Consider the following 15,876-nt stretch of genomic DNA (forward strand, 5'->3'; position numbering starts at 1 on the left):
TATCGCAACAATAATGTGAAACAAGGGTTTACCCATGAAAGCTGTTCACGTTAACAGTGTTGGTTTCCCGCCAAATCAGCGGCTTGTGCGTGGGGGACGGAGCGCAATGCGGATGGCCTTCGCCGCTACTGGCGCCATGCGGGCATAGCCGTCGGGCAGGGGGTGAATGCCGTCGCGCGTATAGGCGGCGCGCATCCTGCCGGTATCGTCCGCGAGCACGGCATCATAGTCGGCAAACGCGAAATGCCGTTTGGCGGCGAGGGCGCGGAGGGCGGCGTTGATTCGGCGGAGCTCGGCAGGCTTGCGCTCCTTCACGACGGCGCGCGCGGCATCGCCATAGTCGTTTACCGGGAGGATCGAGCACAGCACCACGGCGATGCCATGCGCCGTGGCGATATCGGCCATCGCCTCGACATTGGCGACGATCGAGTCGACGGTCTCGATCTGGAGAAAACCGGTCACGTCGTTGACGCCGCCGAGGATCACCACCGCACGTGGATGCAGCGCGACGACGTCCTGCTCGAATCGTACCAGCATCTGCGCGGTCACCTGGCTGCCGATGCCGCGATTGACATAGGGCTTGCCCGGGAAGCTGCGGGCCAGATCCCATCCGTCGGTGATCGAATCGCCGATGAACACGACGCGTTCCTCGCCTCGCTTCGGCGGGGGCAGCGCGGCGTTGGCGGCGGCGTAGAGGTAGCGTTCGCCGAAATCCTGCAGCATGCTCGGCGCAAGTTTGGCGCGGAACGGGCCGAGCCACGGACCCCATTCGCGACGATCGTCGACGGTGCGTCGTTCAGGACTGGAGCGATAGGGTTGCTGCGGATCGGCAGCGCCGGCCACCAGCAGGGCGAGCAAAGGTGCGACGACACGGATCATGCCGCAGGCGATCCCGCCAACGAAGGAAAACGAGCAAGTCTCTGCACCATAGCGATATTCCTCCTGATGTGCATGAATTCACGCGGGCACCGATTACGATCCCAGCAATTTATCAGTAAAAGTAAATTTCAATACGGCGGTTCCCTTCTGCAACTGGTAGCGCTAACCTGTTGGTGTGCGATCGTAAAAACAGCCTGTTGGTTCGCTGCGGGAGGGGAGAGGAATGGGGCATTCCATGTCGTTCGGCATGTTCGCGGGGCTCGCGGTGCTGGTCGCGCCGCTGCCCGCGGTGGCCCACCCGCAGCTCCCCTATCGCTGGACCAATGTGACGGTGGGCGCCGGCGGCTATGCGCCGGGCATCGTGTTCAGCCCGGCGGAGCGCGGCCTCGCCTATCTGCGTACCGACATGGGCGGCGCGTACCGCTGGGATGCCGCGGCGAAGCGCTGGCTGCCGCTGCAGGATGGCAACGTTGTCTCAAGCTATATGGGGATCGAGAGCATCGCCCCCGATCCGCGCGATCCCGCGGTGGTGACCATGGCGGCGGGCATGGGCGCCAACGCGCCGGCGGCGATCCTGCGATCGGCGGATCGCGGTGCAAGCTGGTCGATAACGCCGGTGCCCTTCGCGATGGGCGGCAACGAGGCCGGGCGCGGGCTGGGCGAGCGGCTGGCGGTGGATCCCAATCGCACGACTACCTTGTTCTTCGGCTCCCGGCATGACGGACTGTGGCGCAGCGACGATGCGGGTGCGCACTGGACCAAGCTCGCCACCTTTCCGGTGGCGGGGCTGGGCAAGCCCGCGCCGCGCCAGACCCATGGCGGCGTGGCGTTCGTGCTGTTCGACCCCGCCAGCGGCACGCCCGGCAGAGGTTCGCGGCGGATCTGGGCGGGGATCGCCGATCCGGGCGCCGTGCACCTCTATCGTTCCGAGGATGGCGGCGCGCGCTGGCGGGCTGTCGCGGGGCCGGGGCCGGAGATGCTGGCGGTCAAGGCGGCAATCGCGGCGGACGGCACGCTTTATGTCGGCTATGCCACCGGCATCGGCCAGAGCGATGCGCTGGACGGGGCGGTGTGGCGCTTCACGCCCGATGGCAAGGGTCAGGATGTCACGCCGCCGGATCACCGCGAGGGAGGTGTCCTGGGTGTCGCGGTTGCCGCGTCGGTGCCGGGTACCGTGGCGATCAGCACGCTGGATCGCTACAAGCTCGGCGACACGCTGTGGCTGTCGCCGGACGGCGGTGCGCATTGGGACGATCTCGGCCCGCGCAGCCGGCGCGACGTCAGCGCATCGCCCTTCCTGCTCCACGAGGGCAAGGGCGCGGATTTCGGCCATTGGATCACCGGCCTCGCGATCGATCCCTTCGATGCCGGGCACGTCGCCTATACGACCGGGGCGACGGTCTATGCGACCGGCGCGGCGGGGCAGGCCCGTGTCGACTGGGCGCCCTGGGTGCGCGGCATCGAGCAGACCGCGATCATCACGCTCACCTCGCCGACCGGCGGCGCGCATCTGGTCTCGGGCTTCGGCGACCTCGCCGGGTTCGTCCATGACGATTTCGCGGCCTCGCCGCAGCCGAGCTTCGCCAACCCCTATCTCTCCAACACCAACACGCTGGACTATGCCGGCCGCAAGCCGAGCGTGATCGTGCGCAGCGGCAGCCTCTATGCCAATCGCCCGCGCGAAGCCTCGCTCGGCCGCTCCGAGGATGGCGGGCGCAGCTGGGTGCCGGTGAAGCTGCCGGCGATGGGCAACCCGCCGGCCCGCGCCGACCTGAACGGCGAGGCGGCGATCAGCGTCTCCGCCGATGGCGGCACGATGCTGGTGGCAACGCCCGAGCCGCTGCGCACCCGCGACGGCGGCAAGACCTGGCTGCGCGTGCAAGGGCTGCCGGGCAGCACCCGCGCGACGGCGGACAAGGTCGATCCGGCGCGCTTCTATGCGGTGAGCGACCGTCATGTGCTGGGCTCGCGAGACGGCGGGGCGCATTTCGTGCCGCTTGCCGGCCAGGGGCTGCCCGCGGATCTTTCGGCGGCGCGCATCCGCAACCGCGAGCAGCAGTCCACCCTGGTCGCCTCGCCCTTTGCCGCGGGCGAGCTGTGGCTGAAGCTGGGCGGGCAGCTGTGGCGGAGCACCGATGGCGGCGCCTCGTTCCAGCCGGCGAGCGGCACGCTGCAGGTGGAGCTGTTCGGCCTGGGCAAGGGGTGGGGGCGGATACCCGGCCTCTATGCGGTGGGCACGCTGGACGGGCTGCGCGCGGTGTGGCGCTCGGACGATCTGGGGAAACATTGGCAGCGGATCAACGATGACGGGCACCAATGGGGCCTGCGCTTCCGCGTGATTTCGGGCGACCCGCGCGTCGTCGGCCGGGTATATCTCGGCACCGACGGGCGCGGGCTGTTCTATGGCGATCCGGCAGAGGAGGGGGAATGAGGAACTATTTTGCAAGCGGCATCGCACTGGCGGCGCTCCTCGCCGGCACCGCCACGGCGCAGACCGCGACGCCGGTGCCGCATATCGAGAGCAGGAACGGCCGCCATGCGCTGATTGTCGACGGCGCGCCGTTCCTGATGCTGGGGGCGCAGGTCAACAACTCCAGCAACTATGCCGAGCCGCTGGCTACCGCCTGGCCCGTCCTCGATCGGATGCACGCCAACACGGTGGAAGTGCCGATCGCCTGGCAGCAGGTGGAGCCGCGCGAAGGCCAGTTCGACCTCAGCTTCCTCCAGACGCTGCTCGACCAGGCCCGCGCGCACGACAAGCGCGTGGTGCTGCTGTGGTTCGGCACCTGGAAGAACACGAGCTACAGCTACACGCCCGACTGGGTGAAGCTCGATTCGAAGCGCTTCCCGCGGATGAAGACGCGCGACGGCAAGGATCACGGCGTGCTCAGCGCGCACGGCGCCGAGACGCTGAAGGCGGACATGCGGGCCTTCGTGAAGGTGATGGAGTATCTGCGCGACCATGATCCGCAGAACACGGTCATCCTGGTCCAGCCGGAGAACGAGACCGGCAGCTACCGCAACCCGCGCGACTATTCGGCCGAGGGCAATCGGCTGTTCGCGCAGGCCATCCCTGCGGAACTCGCGAAGAAGACGGGCAAGCGCGGCACCTGGGCGCAGGCGTTCGGCACGCAGGCCGATCGCGCATTCAACAGCTGGTATGTCGCGCGCTACGTCAACGCGATCGCGGCGGCGGGCAAGGCGGTGAAGCCGCTGCCGATGTACGTCAACGCAGCACTCGCCGGCCCCTCCAACGTGCCCGATCCCGATGGCGTAGCGAGCGGCGGCCCGCAGCAGGACGTGCTCGACATCTGGAAGGCGGCCGCGCCCGCGCTCGATTTCGCCGCGCCCGACCTGTACGATCGCAGCAGCGCCAACGTCTCGCTCTATCTCGAGAAATATGCGCGGGCGGACAATGCGCTGATGGTGCCGGAGATCGGCAATGCGCGCGACTTCGCCCGCTTCTTCTACGAGGCGCTGGGGCACGGCGCGATCGGCTTCGCTCCGTTCGGCATGGATGCAACCGGCTATTTCAACTTTCCGCTCGGCGCACGCGCGCTCGATGCGGCGACGATGGACGCCTTCGCGCTGCCCTATGGCATGCTGCAGGGGATCGCGCGTGACTGGGCGCGGATCGCCTTCACCCGCCCGACCTGGGGCGTCGCCAAGCCCGATGACGACAAGCCGCGCAGCACCACGCTGGGGGGCTGGCAGATCACCGCTAGCTGGGGCGAATGGCAGTTCGGCATGAAGGAATGGACCTTCCTCAAGTCCGATCCGGCGCCTTGGGGCGCGGAGAAGATCGGCGGCGTCGCGGTCGCGCAGCTCTCCGACAACGAGTTCCTGGTGGTGGGCGACCATGTCCGCGTCACCTTCTCGGCAGCGGAGGGCAGCGCCCCCAACGGCATCATGCTGCGCGCCGAGGAAGGGACTTTCGTCGACGGCACATGGCGGACGACGCGCGTGTGGAACGGCGACCAGGCCGATTACGGGCTCAACCTGATCGATCGGCCGCAGGTTCTGAAGATCACCATGGGCCGCTATCGTTGAGCGGCAGAAATAGAAGAAACGCAGGAGGTTTGGGCATGAAGAGGGTTTGGATCGCGGCGCTGCTGGCTGGCAGCGCGATGGCGTCGGCGCAGGCCGCGCAGGAAAACGGCTATAGCCGCACCGAGGGCGGCGTGGTCGTCACGCCCACCGGCGGTGCTGCCGCCAAGGTGGAAGTGACCGTCCATGGCGACGGCATCTTCCATGTCATCGCAACGCCCAAGGGCGTCGACACCGGCACGCTCGCGCCCAGCCTGATGGCGCCCAATCCGCCGGCCGCCGGCGCGTTCGAGGTGAGCAGCGCGAACGGCCATGTGCTGGTCAAGGCCAAGCGCGCCACCGCCGATATCGAGCTCGCCACCGGCCGCGTCCGCTTTACCGATGCCAAGGGCCGCGAGCTGCTCGCCGAATCCGGCCAGGCCGCGTTCAAGCCGGTCACCGTCGAGGGCAAGCCGTTCGTCGCGGTCAGCCAGCAGTTCAACCGCGGCACCGACGAGGGGCTGTACGGGCTGGGCCAGCACCAGAACGCCCAGATGAACTATAATGGCGAGGACGTCGAACTCGCCCAGCACAACATGGACATCGCGGTGCCGTTCGTCGTCTCGACGCGCAGCTACGGCCTGCTCTGGGACAATGCGAGCATCAGCCGCTTCGGCAACCCCAAGCCCTACACGCTGGTCGGCGAGGGGCTGAAGGTCACCAGCGGCGGCAAGCCCGGCTGGAAGGCCGAATATTTCCTCGACGGCAAGCCCGCGGTCACCCGCCAGGAAGCGACGATCAACTACCAGTATATCAAGGACCAGAAGAACTGGCCCGAGGCGGCCAAGGCGCAGACCGTCGCCGCGACGGGCGGGCAGAACACCGCGGGCAACGCGGTGCAGAAGCAGACCGTGGTGTGGACCGGCGACGTCCAGCCCGAGGTGACCGGCACCCACAAGTTCCAGCTCTATGGCTCGAGCTATTACAAGGTCTATGCCGGGGGCAAGCTGGTGCTCGATCGCTGGCGGCAGAACTGGAACCCCTGGTACGCCAATTTCGACCTGCCGATGGTCAAGGGCAAGCCGGTCCAGATCCGCATCGAGTGGGAGCCCAACGCCGGCTATATGGCGCTGCTCCACAATGATCCGCTGCCCGCGCCGGACCGGCATTCGGTGTGGTTCACCAGCGAAGTGGGCCAGGCCAAGAACTATTGGTTCGTGCCCGCCGACAATCTCGACGGCGTGATCGCCGGCTATCGCCAGCTCACCGGCAAGGCCGAGATGATGCCGAAGTGGGTGTACGGCTTCTGGCAGTCGCGCCAGCGCTACGACACCGCCGCCGAGGTGACCGGGGTGGTCGACAAGTACCGCTCGCTCAACATCCCGCTCGACAATATCGTGCTCGACTGGCGCTACTGGCGTGACGACGACTGGGGCAGCCACAAGTTCGATCCGACCCGCTTCGCCGACCCCAAGGCGATGATCGACAAGGTGCACGACCAGCACGCGAACTTCATGATATCGGTCTGGCCGAAATTCTATCCGACCACCGATACCTACAAGGAGCTGAACGCGGCGGGCGCGGTCTATCAGGGCAATCTCCGCCAGGGGAACAGGGACTGGGTCGGCCCGGGCTATGCCAACACCTTCTACGATCCCTATTCGGCCGAGGGTCGCCGCATCTTTTGGCGCCAAGTCCAGGAGCGCCTCGGCGTGCTCGGCACCGACGCCTGGTGGGCCGATGCCAGCGAGCCCGACATGCACTCGAACCTGTCGATCGAGGAGCGGATCGACACCATGGGGCCCACCGCGATCGGTCCGGCCGAGCAGTATTTCAACAGCTACCCGCTGATGAACGCGCGCGCCTTCTTCGAGGGCTGGCGCAGCTTCAAGCCCGATGTGCGGCCGTTCCTGCTCACCCGCTCGGGCTTCGGCGGGCTGCAGCGCTACGGCGCGGCAATCTGGTCGGGCGACGTGGCGACCCGCTGGTATGATCTGCGCGCGCAGATCTCGGCCGGCGTCAACGCCTCGATGTCGGGCATTCCCAACTGGACGCACGACATTGGCGGCTTCGCGGTGGAGCCGCGCTTCGAGACCAAGAACCCGAAGCCGGAAGACCTCGCCGAATGGCGCGAGCTCAACCTGCGCTGGTTCCAGTTCGGTGCGTTCAGCCCGCTGTTCCGCAGTCACGGCGAGTTCCCGTACCGCGAGATCTACGAGATTTCGCCCGAAGGCTCGCCGATGCGCGCCTCGATGGTCTGGTACGATCAGCTCCGCTACCGCCTGATGCCGTACATCTACACGCTGGGCGCCGACACCTATATGAAGGACGGCAGCATCATGCGGGGCATGGCGATGGACTTCCCGTCCGATGCCAAGGCGCGCACCATCGACGACCAGTATCTGTTCGGCGACGCCTTCCTCGTCGCTCCGGTCACCGCGTACAAGGCACGCAGCCGCACCGTCTACTTCCCCGGTACGGGCACCTGGTACGACTTCGCTACCGCCAAGACCTATCGCGGCGGCACCGTCGCCGGGATCGCCGCACCGGCGGAGCGCATGCCGCTGTTCGTCAAGGCGGGCGCGATCGTGCCGATGGGCCCGGTGACGCAATATGTCGACCAGCAGCGCGATGCGCCGCTGACCATCACCGTCTATACCGGCGCCAACGGCCAGTTCTCGCTCTACGAGGATGACGGCCGCAGCGAGCAGTACAAGTCGGGCGCGTTCAGCCGCATCCCGCTCACCTATGACGACAAGGCGGGCACGCTGACCATCGGCGCGCGCGAGGGCAAGGGCTGGGCAGGCATGCCGGCTGCCCGCAGCTTCCGCGTGAAGTGGGTCAGCGCCGGCAAGTCGGTCACAGACGATAACGGCTTCGATACCGAGGTTCGGTACGACGGCGGTGCGCTGGTGGTGAAGCGGGGCGGATAGGATCGCCGCGCCGCGGTCGCGCCGTGCAGCGCCGGCGGGGCACATGCCCTGCCGGCGCCCGCGTGCGTGCCGGCCCCGGCGCAGGCTGGGCGGCGAGCATCGCGACGAAGGCAGCGTCCTCCGTAATGCCGGGCGGCCGACCGGCTATACCAGCAGGCGACCGCCATATAGCATGGCGACGATCCCGCAGCAGAGCAGCAGCCCAAGGCGCCATGCCCGGGCGTGCTGCGCCATCGACGCCCGGTTCCAGGCCGCGGCGCCGGCAACCGCCAGGATCGTGCCCGTCACCCAGAACGATGGTAGCGGCGCGGTCGGCACGAAGAACGCCAGGATCGCGGTGAGCGCGAGGATCACCGGTTGGCCCCAGCAGACGGCCATCCATATCCTCTCCCATGCCGGCGCCGGGCGGCCACGGTCGCGACGGCGGGCAAGCCAGATCGTCACGCCGCTGGAGGTAACCGCGCAGAGCGCCAGTCCGAGCAGGCCATAGGCCAGCCGTATGGGGAATCCGCCGAACCAGCCGAAATGCAGCTGACCGATTCCGCCCAGCAATGTGGTACCGAGTGCGAGGTCGCGAGGATGCTCCTCGTGAAGCAACTGCCCCTTGCCATCGAACTGAACCTCGTCCTGCGACACGAGTTGTCTGGCGCCGCGTCCATGCACGGTGATGCGCATGTCGGCCCGCCCGGGACGTGCGACCGCCAGGCTCTCGATGGCGGCGCTGGGCATCCTTGCCTGTGCGCGGGCGATCAGGCCCGCGACGTCCGGCAGCGCGGCCGCGCGCGCATCGACCGGCGGCGGCGGATCGATGAACAGCGCGTATACTTGGCGCGTATCCCCCCGGTAGAGCAGCAGCGAGAGTACGGCGACGATGAGCGTGCTCAGTCCCAGCAGCGCGCCGGTGAGCGCGAGGGTGAAATGGAAGGGCAGTGCCCATATGCCGAGCCGGTTGTGCAGATCGGCTTCCTGCAGGCGGCGCGAGCCCCCCAAGCGCAGGTGAAATGCGTCGCGGATCACGCGCGGATGCGCAAGTATGCCGGATACGAGCGACGAGAGCAGTGCCACGCCGGTGAGCCCGACGAGGAAGCCGCCCCAGGTTCGCGGCAGATGGAGGCAGATGTGGAGATACAGCAGAAAGTCTGTCCAGGCGGCGTCCAGCGAGGACAGGCTGCCGTCTTCCGCAACCGCCCAGTTGCGATCGAATTTGCCCTTGTAGGCGACGAGGGTCGCGCCTTCGCGTGCCGCGCTGGGCAGTGTGAGGTTGAGCGAGACGTCGCTGGGCACTTGCTTTGCTGCCGCCGCCAGCGCGCGCGCCGCAGCGTCGGGCGCGAGTCTGGTCGCGACCGGGGTGCCCGGCAGCTCCAACCGCTGCAGATCGGGCGCGAACACGGCGATCGTGCCGGTGAGACATACCAGATAGATGATCGCGGCGAAGGCGAGCCCCAGCACCGAATGGCTGCTGAGCACCGCGCGCACCGTTTCGGCCGAGATCGGCCAGCGCCACTGCTTCTTGCGGGTGTTGCTCATGCCCCAGCTCCCAGGATCATGCCGCCGACCAAGGCCAGGCCGAAGCCGGCAAGGATGGTGCCCATAAGCACCGCGGTGGCGCGGAGCAGCCGGCGGTCGGCAAGCGTCCACGTCATCGCGAGGCCCCACAATACCGGCATCAGCATTCCCCCGATGACGATGCGGGTGCGTGGATCGCCGGGCACATAGACGGTCACGGAAAAGGCAACCGCCATCGCGGCCAGCATTCCCAGCGGCCCGGCCAGCAGCGCCCGCAATACGCCGCGCCAAAGCCTTCCGGGTTCGTCCAGCGGCTCCGCAGAGGCATCGCCGATCCGTTCCCGCGCACCATTGCGCCGGACGCGCCCTTCAAAAACGATCAGCAGCGCGCCGATCGCCTCCAGCACGAGCGCGAGCGCCACGCCCTTGACCGGCCCAATGCTCCACGCCGCAGCGAGGACCAGAGCGACCAGCAAGGTCCATCCGCTCCACAGCAAAGACGGCACCGCGCCGGTGCGATGGCGCCAGGACCGGCGCAGCAACCAGGCTCCCGCCGCGCCGCCTGCCACCAGCAGAAGGGGGAACATGCTCGTCACCAGTGGATGCCCGCGCCGAGGCCGAAGGTCTGCGGATCTCCCAGGATCGCCTGGTGGTTCTCGGCATAGTCATATTGCTTGTACTTGGCGTTGAGCAGGTTGCGTACGAAGACGAACAGCTCCCATTTGCCGGTTGCATAGCCGAGCCGGCCGTTCACCACCGTGCGGGGCGACACCCGGTAGTTGTCGCTGTTCCGCCCCACGATGGTGAACACGGAGGTGCGATAGTTCGCGTTCACATTGGCCGAGAAGCCACCCGCAAACCGTGCATTGGCTCCCGCTGCCAGCGTCCAGCGCGGCGCAAAGGGAAACTCGGTGCCGGTGAGATCGACCGTGCTGGTGGCGCCGGTCGGCAGCTGGAACCGGTCGAATTTCGTCCGGGTGTGGCCGGCCGAGGCATAGACGTCCACCGCGCTGCCCAGCCGTGCATTGGCTTCCACTTCGAACCCATACAGGTGTGAGCCGGCGGCATTGACCGTATTATAGTCATAGGCATTGCGCCCGAAAAAGGCCGTCACCTGCTGATCCCGCCACGACATATAGAAGATGTTGGCGTTGATCGTCAGCGTGCCGTCCAGCCATTTGGAGCGCAGCGAGCCTTCATAGTTCCAGCTATATTCGGGATCATAGGCCACCAGCTCGGCGCGTGCAGGATTTTGGCTCGACCCGCCCGATCGATAGGCGCGCTGCACGGTGAAGGCGGTGGTCAGGTCCGGCGTCCAGGCCATGCTGACACCCATCTTCGGCAGGAAAGCGTCGAAGCTGCGACTGTTCGACGCCAGCGGCGAGGATGCATCGTCAACGAGGCCGACCACGCCCTGGTTAATGAGGCGGATAACGGGCGCGAACGCTGCGCCGAGAAAGTTCGCATCGGGAAGCGTGCCGTTGAACGCGGCTACCGTCTCGGCCGTGTAGCGGTTGCGCTCGTGATCGAACCGGAAGCCGCCGATGAGAGACAGGCGATCGGTAAGTCCGAAGCGGGCGTCGCCGAACAGTGCCATCGTCTCGATCCGCTCCGGCTGGACCGCATCGTAGCGCACGGGAATCACCGCGAGCTGTCCGGCATAGGCGGTGGAAAGCATCTGCGCCTGTGCCGCCGAGGCGCCATTGGCGCGCAACAGCGAGGCGATGGTGCCGGTGGGCGTTTCGATGTTGACGCGACTATGCTGGTCGAGCTGGCCGGTGCGGCGATAGTACCAGGCGCCCAGCAGCCCGCGCAGCCGCTCGCCATCATAGTTCAGCCGCAGCTCCTGCGTCAGCGTCCGGTAGAGATAGCGATTGTCGACCGCTTGGATGTCCTGCGGCGTGCCGTCGGTATCGACCTGCGACCTCGTCTGCGAGCGGTTCCAGGACGTGATGCTGGAGAGCTGCAGCCGCTTCGCCAGGGGGTAGCGCAGCTGGAACACGGCGATGTCGCTGGCGATGTTGCCACGGCTCGCCTGGTCGCTCGTGGAGACGCGATGATCGTAGAAGTCAGGCTGGTCGGTTCGGGCATATTCGTAGAGGTAGCCGCCCTCGCGGCGAACGCGATTGTAGCTGGCGATCGCTTCCAGGCCGGGCAGGGCGCGCGGCGTCCACCGCAGCTTGGCCCGCAGGTTGAGCGATTGCAGCGCGTCGTCATAGCCGCCACGGGTGATGTTGCGGATGATGCCGCGGTCCGCGCGTCGTTCGGCGGACAGGCGGAAGCCGAGTTCGTCGCGCACAAGCGGGCCGCCGAGCGCGGCCGAGAAGGTGCGATCGGAATGCTCGGTCCACAAGACGCGTGCATCGCCGGTCCAAGAGGTCAGCGACGGATCCTTCGTCGTGATCACCACGCCGCCAGCCAGTGCGTTGAGGCCCTGGATGGTCGACTGGGGGCCACGCAGCACTTCAACCTGTTGCACGTCCCACAGGTCGGTGGGGCCGCCGTACAAGGCGGAGCGCGGAATCGGCGCGCCGTCCACATAGACGCTGGCCGCGTCGGCCTGCCCGCCAGCGCCAGCACCCGTATTGCTGATCCCGCGAATGGTGAACCCGGTAGAGCCGTAGGTTTCCGAGAGGTTGGCCGTACGGTTGTATACGTCCTGAATCGAAATCAGCACCTCGCGTCGCATGCGCTCGGGCGTCGTGACCGATATGCTGGTCGGCGTATCCTGCAGCGCGCGCGCCGATTTCTCTCCGGTGACGATGATCTCGTCGCCCACCTCGGTTGCCGGCGTATCCGTCTGCTGCGCGTGCGCGGGAAACGCGAGCGCCGCAGCGGCGACGCTGGAAAGTAACAGACCGATCTTTGTCATATGTCCCCCTCTTTCGGGAGCGCATTGCAAATGAGATAATGCGAGTCAATCGCATTTGATCGAAGGAGGGCGCGCGAGCGCCATGGCGATGCCGGCTGTCCGTCGTCAGAACATGTGGCGCAGATCGCAGCGTAAATTACCGGAGAGCGGGTTTCGTCCGCGACGAGTTCCTCCTTTGCGTACGACGCCGATCCGAAGGCGCCGGACTGGTCGCGGTCCAACCGGCTGCGATGGCCGGTGAAATGCCCAAGCTCGTGCAGCGCCGTCCGGTACCAGTTCACCGGATCATGAAATGCAACCTGTGGCGGTACCTGCACAAAATCCTGCGACGGCGAATGATAGGCCTCGCTCCCGCCGATCCGGAAACCCGCGCCGCTGGCCGCGATCACCCGATCCGCTTCGGCAATCGCCAAAACGGGATCGGGCAGAACCGGAATGCTGGTCATCGCCTCGGGCACGCCGTCGCACTGGTCGACGTTGAAGACGGTGAACCGCTTCAGAAAGGCAATCGTCCGCGCCTCCGGGTCTTCGCCCTGCGTCCTCTCGGCCTCGTCCTTCGGAGTGAAGCGATCCGCATAGCAGACCACCGTGCTCTTTTCGCCGCGCCGGACATGGCCGCCTGCTGCTTCCGCCTGCCGATAGGTCAGCCAGCGCTGACCAGCATAGCCGCCATCGATCGCCGCCGCCCACAGGATCAGCACGTTGATCCCTGAATAGGACCGGCCAGACACTGCGTTGCTCGGCATGGTACATGGGCACCGCGTGGCATCCTAGGGCTCCACCCATGGCAACCGGCCTTGCTCCAGCTCCGTGATGATCCGGGCCGTCACCTCGCCATAGAGGCTCTGACGCGCGTTGCTCTGCATCTCCTCTGCTCCTTCCTAAAACCGCCATCGACCGGCGCCGGGGTGGCGGGGGGCGGCAGGAGCGGACCGACAGCCCCGCCGGACACAGGCGGGGCGCACCCGGAGGGCAGAAACGAAGGTGGATGACCCGGCAGCAAGGCTGCCGGGTTGCGCCGCGCCGAGGCGGGGCTACAGGACCGTGACGCCCCCCGCCACCATGACGCCGAAGGCACGACGCCGCCGCGCCACCGGCGCGGCGACCGCCAGAGGCATGGCCCCCATGCCGACCGGGCCGCTAAGCGGACCGGCCCCACGTCATGCGATCGTCACGGCAAAGCCGACGAGACGCCGCAAGGCGGCTCGGCTGGAGCGGCCAAGCGGAAGTAGAGCGCGGTCAGGCTGGAACAGCCTGAGACGCCACGTCATCCGCCTGAAAATATTCTCGCGTAGTTTTGGAACGGCAGCGGACGAATAGGAACGTCTAGGAACAAACTGCCGTAGAACCGCCAAATCTGACGCTGTTGACGACCGCGATCGTCACCCCAACTCTGTCTCCGACAAGCACAAAAGGACCCCGCAAGACAAAGGAGACTGACCCATGCTGCAACAGCAACCTGACCGATTCCTCCGCCTCCAGGGGGTCCTGCGCCGCACCAGCCTCTCCCGCGCGACGCTCTACCGGAAGATCCAGAAGGGGACCTTCCCCAAGCAGGTTCGCATCGCGACCCGCTGCGCCGGCTGGCGGGAGTCCGCGGTCAACGAGTGGATGCACAATCCCATCTTCTACCACGTAGACGATGTACGCTGATGCCGGCCGTACACTGACGCCGCCCATCAATGCCGGCGAGATTGTGCAGGGCAGCAGGGGCGGGAAGACGACACCCGATCCGGCCGCTCTAGACGTAGATTTTTATCGTAGACCGTCTGCCCAGCTTCTGCACGACCTCTATACCAAACCTCCTCAAAGCTGGCGTCAGGTATAGTCGTTCGGACTTTTGACGAGCGCATTTACCAACACCTGCCGCTCGCGTTGCGCAAAAGCTATGGCAGCGAGTTGCGCGCATTTTCCGCTTGGAGTGGGACGGGCAGATGCCCCTTCATCGATCCTTCGATTGTCAGCGGCACACACCAGCGGCGAACGAGCACCAACCAGCTTTCGCAAGTTGCGGCAGCTAGTACCTTATTGGGGCACGCCTACGGCCGAGCGCCGCGCGCTGCAGGCGTCGAAATGTGGGACATTGGGCATGGCTTGGCGCAGGACAATCCGCAGCGTGGCGCAGGCCGTCACGAACGGCTGTCATCCTTTTGATCGCCTCATCAATTTCATTGGCTTTTGCGGTGAGCAGGGCCCGGTCGACTGCTACCTCGCTACCGGAACCAAGCATCTGACCGATAGACGTCAGGGACAAGCCAGCCATTTGCCCAAGAGCGATGAGCGACAGTCGATTCATGACGTTTTCATCGAAGGTGCGCCGCAATCCGCGCCGGCCGAGTGAATCGATGAGGCCTAGTTCCTCGTAATAGCGCAACGTCGACGCTGGCATGCCACTGCGGCGCGCAAGCTCCGCGATGTCGATCAGGGCCATACTTGACCTCAAGTTGACTTGAAGTGGCACAATGCCGCGAATCATCAACGGTAGCAAGGAGGAGGCGATGGAACAGCGTAAGGGGAGCGAACTGGCTTGGGACGGGCGGCGGGGGAATGCGTGGGTCGACCTTCAGCCAATGCTGGATCGGCTCTTCTTTCCTTTGGAGCAGATCCTAGCGGACGCGGCGGTGACGCAATCTCCGCGAAACGTGCTGGACGTCGGCTGTGGCACAGGCGCTACGACCCTCGCCATAGCCAGAAGGCTTGCGCCGTTGGGAACGTGTTGCGGCGTCGACATCTCGGAAGCAATGTTGGATCACGCTCGCCACAGGGCTATGGCTGAAAGCGCGAAGAACGCGCGGTTCCTTGCTGGTGACGCCCAGCGCTATCGCTTTGAGACCGGATCGTTCGACGCGGTAGTTTCGCGCTTCGGTGTCATGTTCTTTGATGACCCAGAGGCCGCCTTTGCGAATATCGGAAACGCAGTTGCCCCTGGCGGCAGACTAACATCGCTTGTGTGGCGGAGTCGGGAGGAAAACCCTTTCATGACCGCGGCGGAGCGTGCCGCAGCTCCCCTACTCGGATGGGGCGCTCCGGTCGATCCTCATGAACCGGGCCAATTCGCCTGGTCAGATCCAGATCGGGTCGCCAGGTTGCTGAGGGCCGCGGGTTGGCACAGCGTAGACGTTGTTTCACTGGACGTTCGCTGCCGCATGACGGAAGCGGATCTTCATCGTTACGCTCGCTGCTTGGGCCCAGTTGGGATGATCCTGCCCAGCCTCGAGAGCAGCCTACGAGACAGAGTCTTGGCTGTATTGGACGCCGCGTTCGTCGAGTTCCTGATCGATGGTGCGGTTCAATTCGATGCCGCCTGCTGGATGGTTAGCGCACAAGCTGGAAGCAGGCCCTGCTAGCTGTTGCATCGCGCGGCCCGGTCCACCTCTGTCACGTCAATTGATCGCCTCTCGCACCCGGTGCCCAATTTTACCCTGGACACCACCTAGCGGCGCCTCTGGTACCCGTTCCGCAGCGTCTGCTTCTAGAAGCACCTGTAGCGATGGGCTGCTCGCTGCTCACCGCAGCCCTGTAGCAGTGACAGGTGATGATCTCCGAGGGATCGATATGAGAGGAACGTTCACAACCACTGACATAAAATGCGGATCACAACGCTTTATTCCCGTCTTCTCACGAAGTCCGGCGGCAATGATGTTTGGATTCTAAACTGTC

Annotated in this window: 11 protein-coding genes; 5 read left to right on the forward strand and 6 right to left on the reverse strand. The window is 66.0% G+C overall.

Annotated elements, in window-relative coordinates; all coding sequences use genetic code 11:
• Positions 1 to 75 precede the first annotated feature (75 nt).
• Positions 76 to 879: a GDSL-type esterase/lipase family protein gene (locus GGR89_RS18985; protein ID WP_125976799.1), complete on the reverse strand. Its 804-nt coding sequence runs from the start codon at positions 877 to 879 to the stop codon at positions 76 to 78.
• A gap of 235 nt (positions 880 to 1,114) precedes the next feature.
• Between GGR89_RS18985 and GGR89_RS18990 the strand changes: the two genes are divergently transcribed.
• From GGR89_RS18990 to GGR89_RS19000, 3 genes are read left to right on the forward strand one after another with little or no spacing between them, the layout of a single operon-like run.
• Positions 1,115 to 3,310: a WD40/YVTN/BNR-like repeat-containing protein gene (locus GGR89_RS18990; protein WP_125976798.1), complete on the forward strand. Its 2,196-nt coding sequence runs from the start codon at positions 1,115 to 1,117 to the stop codon at positions 3,308 to 3,310.
• Positions 3,307 to 4,929 (forward strand): DUF5597 domain-containing protein, encoded by a 1,623-nt coding sequence (locus tag GGR89_RS18995; protein WP_125976797.1) that lies wholly within the window; start codon positions 3,307 to 3,309, stop codon positions 4,927 to 4,929. Before GGR89_RS18990 ends, GGR89_RS18995 begins: the two co-directional genes overlap by 4 nt.
• Positions 4,930 to 4,964: 35 nt before the next feature.
• Complete coding sequence (locus GGR89_RS19000) at positions 4,965 to 7,838, forward strand: TIM-barrel domain-containing protein (protein WP_125976796.1); 2,874 nt, start codon at positions 4,965 to 4,967, stop codon at positions 7,836 to 7,838.
• 144 nt (positions 7,839 to 7,982) lie between these two features.
• On the opposite strand, the gene GGR89_RS19005 is transcribed toward GGR89_RS19000, so the two are convergent.
• The 4 genes from GGR89_RS19005 to GGR89_RS19020 are packed head-to-tail and all read right to left on the reverse strand — an operon-like array spanning position 7,983 to position 12,962.
• Complete coding sequence (locus GGR89_RS19005; RefSeq protein ID WP_125976795.1) at positions 7,983 to 9,365, reverse strand: PepSY-associated TM helix domain-containing protein; 1,383 nt, start codon at positions 9,363 to 9,365, stop codon at positions 7,983 to 7,985.
• Complete coding sequence (locus tag GGR89_RS19010; protein WP_241213643.1) at positions 9,362 to 9,931, reverse strand: hypothetical protein; 570 nt, start codon at positions 9,929 to 9,931, stop codon at positions 9,362 to 9,364. The genes GGR89_RS19005 and GGR89_RS19010 overlap by 4 nt, the downstream gene beginning before the upstream one ends.
• A gap of 5 nt (positions 9,932 to 9,936) precedes the next feature.
• Positions 9,937 to 12,216, reverse strand: coding sequence for a TonB-dependent receptor (locus tag GGR89_RS19015; RefSeq protein ID WP_125976793.1), 2,280 nt, complete (start codon positions 12,214 to 12,216; stop codon positions 9,937 to 9,939).
• Positions 12,213 to 12,962, reverse strand: a complete 750-nt coding sequence (locus GGR89_RS19020; protein WP_277600114.1) for an ArdC family protein — start codon at positions 12,960 to 12,962, stop codon at positions 12,213 to 12,215. Before GGR89_RS19020 ends, GGR89_RS19015 begins: the two co-directional genes overlap by 4 nt.
• 697 nt (positions 12,963 to 13,659) lie before the next feature.
• Between GGR89_RS19020 and GGR89_RS19025 the strand changes: the two genes are divergently transcribed.
• Positions 13,660 to 13,869 (forward strand): helix-turn-helix transcriptional regulator, encoded by a 210-nt coding sequence (locus GGR89_RS19025; protein WP_125976792.1) that lies wholly within the window; start codon positions 13,660 to 13,662, stop codon positions 13,867 to 13,869.
• A 364-nt stretch (positions 13,870 to 14,233) separates the two neighbouring features.
• On the opposite strand, the gene GGR89_RS19030 is transcribed toward GGR89_RS19025, so the two are convergent.
• Positions 14,234 to 14,647: a helix-turn-helix domain-containing protein gene (locus GGR89_RS19030; protein WP_125976791.1), complete on the reverse strand. Its 414-nt coding sequence runs from the start codon at positions 14,645 to 14,647 to the stop codon at positions 14,234 to 14,236.
• A 31-nt stretch (positions 14,648 to 14,678) separates the two neighbouring features.
• On the opposite strand from GGR89_RS19030, the gene GGR89_RS19035 reads away from it, so the two are divergent.
• Complete coding sequence (locus GGR89_RS19035; RefSeq protein WP_245201728.1) at positions 14,679 to 15,563, forward strand: class I SAM-dependent methyltransferase; 885 nt, start codon at positions 14,679 to 14,681, stop codon at positions 15,561 to 15,563.
• The last annotated feature ends 313 nt before the right edge of the window (positions 15,564 to 15,876 follow it).

It is taken from the genome of Sphingomonas trueperi (genome assembly GCF_011927635.1).
In the GTDB taxonomy this organism is placed as follows: domain Bacteria; phylum Pseudomonadota; class Alphaproteobacteria; order Sphingomonadales; family Sphingomonadaceae; genus Sphingomonas; species Sphingomonas trueperi.

What these genes read in the sequence shown, in the direction of transcription:
- GGR89_RS18985 (WP_125976799.1), bottom strand. Translation starts at nt 879, where the DNA reads ATGATCCGTGTCGTCGCACCTTTGCTCGCCCTGCTGGTGGCCGGCGCT.
- GGR89_RS19005 (WP_125976795.1), bottom strand. Translation starts at nt 9,365, where the DNA reads ATGAGCAACACCCGCAAGAAGCAGTGGCGCTGGCCGATCTCGGCCGAA.
- GGR89_RS19035 (WP_245201728.1), top strand. Translation starts at nt 14,679, where the DNA reads ATGCCGCGAATCATCAACGGTAGCAAGGAGGAGGCGATGGAACAGCGT.
- GGR89_RS19030 (WP_125976791.1), bottom strand. Translation starts at nt 14,647, where the DNA reads ATGGCCCTGATCGACATCGCGGAGCTTGCGCGCCGCAGTGGCATGCCA.
- GGR89_RS19020 (WP_277600114.1), bottom strand. Translation starts at nt 12,962, where the DNA reads ATGCCGAGCAACGCAGTGTCTGGCCGGTCCTATTCAGGGATCAACGTG.
- GGR89_RS19015 (WP_125976793.1), bottom strand. Translation starts at nt 12,216, where the DNA reads ATGACAAAGATCGGTCTGTTACTTTCCAGCGTCGCCGCTGCGGCGCTC.
- GGR89_RS18995 (WP_125976797.1), top strand. Translation starts at nt 3,307, where the DNA reads ATGAGGAACTATTTTGCAAGCGGCATCGCACTGGCGGCGCTCCTCGCC.
- GGR89_RS19025 (WP_125976792.1), top strand. Translation starts at nt 13,660, where the DNA reads ATGCTGCAACAGCAACCTGACCGATTCCTCCGCCTCCAGGGGGTCCTG.
- GGR89_RS19010 (WP_241213643.1), bottom strand. Translation starts at nt 9,931, where the DNA reads ATGTTCCCCCTTCTGCTGGTGGCAGGCGGCGCGGCGGGAGCCTGGTTG.
- GGR89_RS19000 (WP_125976796.1), top strand. Translation starts at nt 4,965, where the DNA reads ATGAAGAGGGTTTGGATCGCGGCGCTGCTGGCTGGCAGCGCGATGGCG.
- GGR89_RS18990 (WP_125976798.1), top strand. Translation starts at nt 1,115, where the DNA reads ATGTCGTTCGGCATGTTCGCGGGGCTCGCGGTGCTGGTCGCGCCGCTG.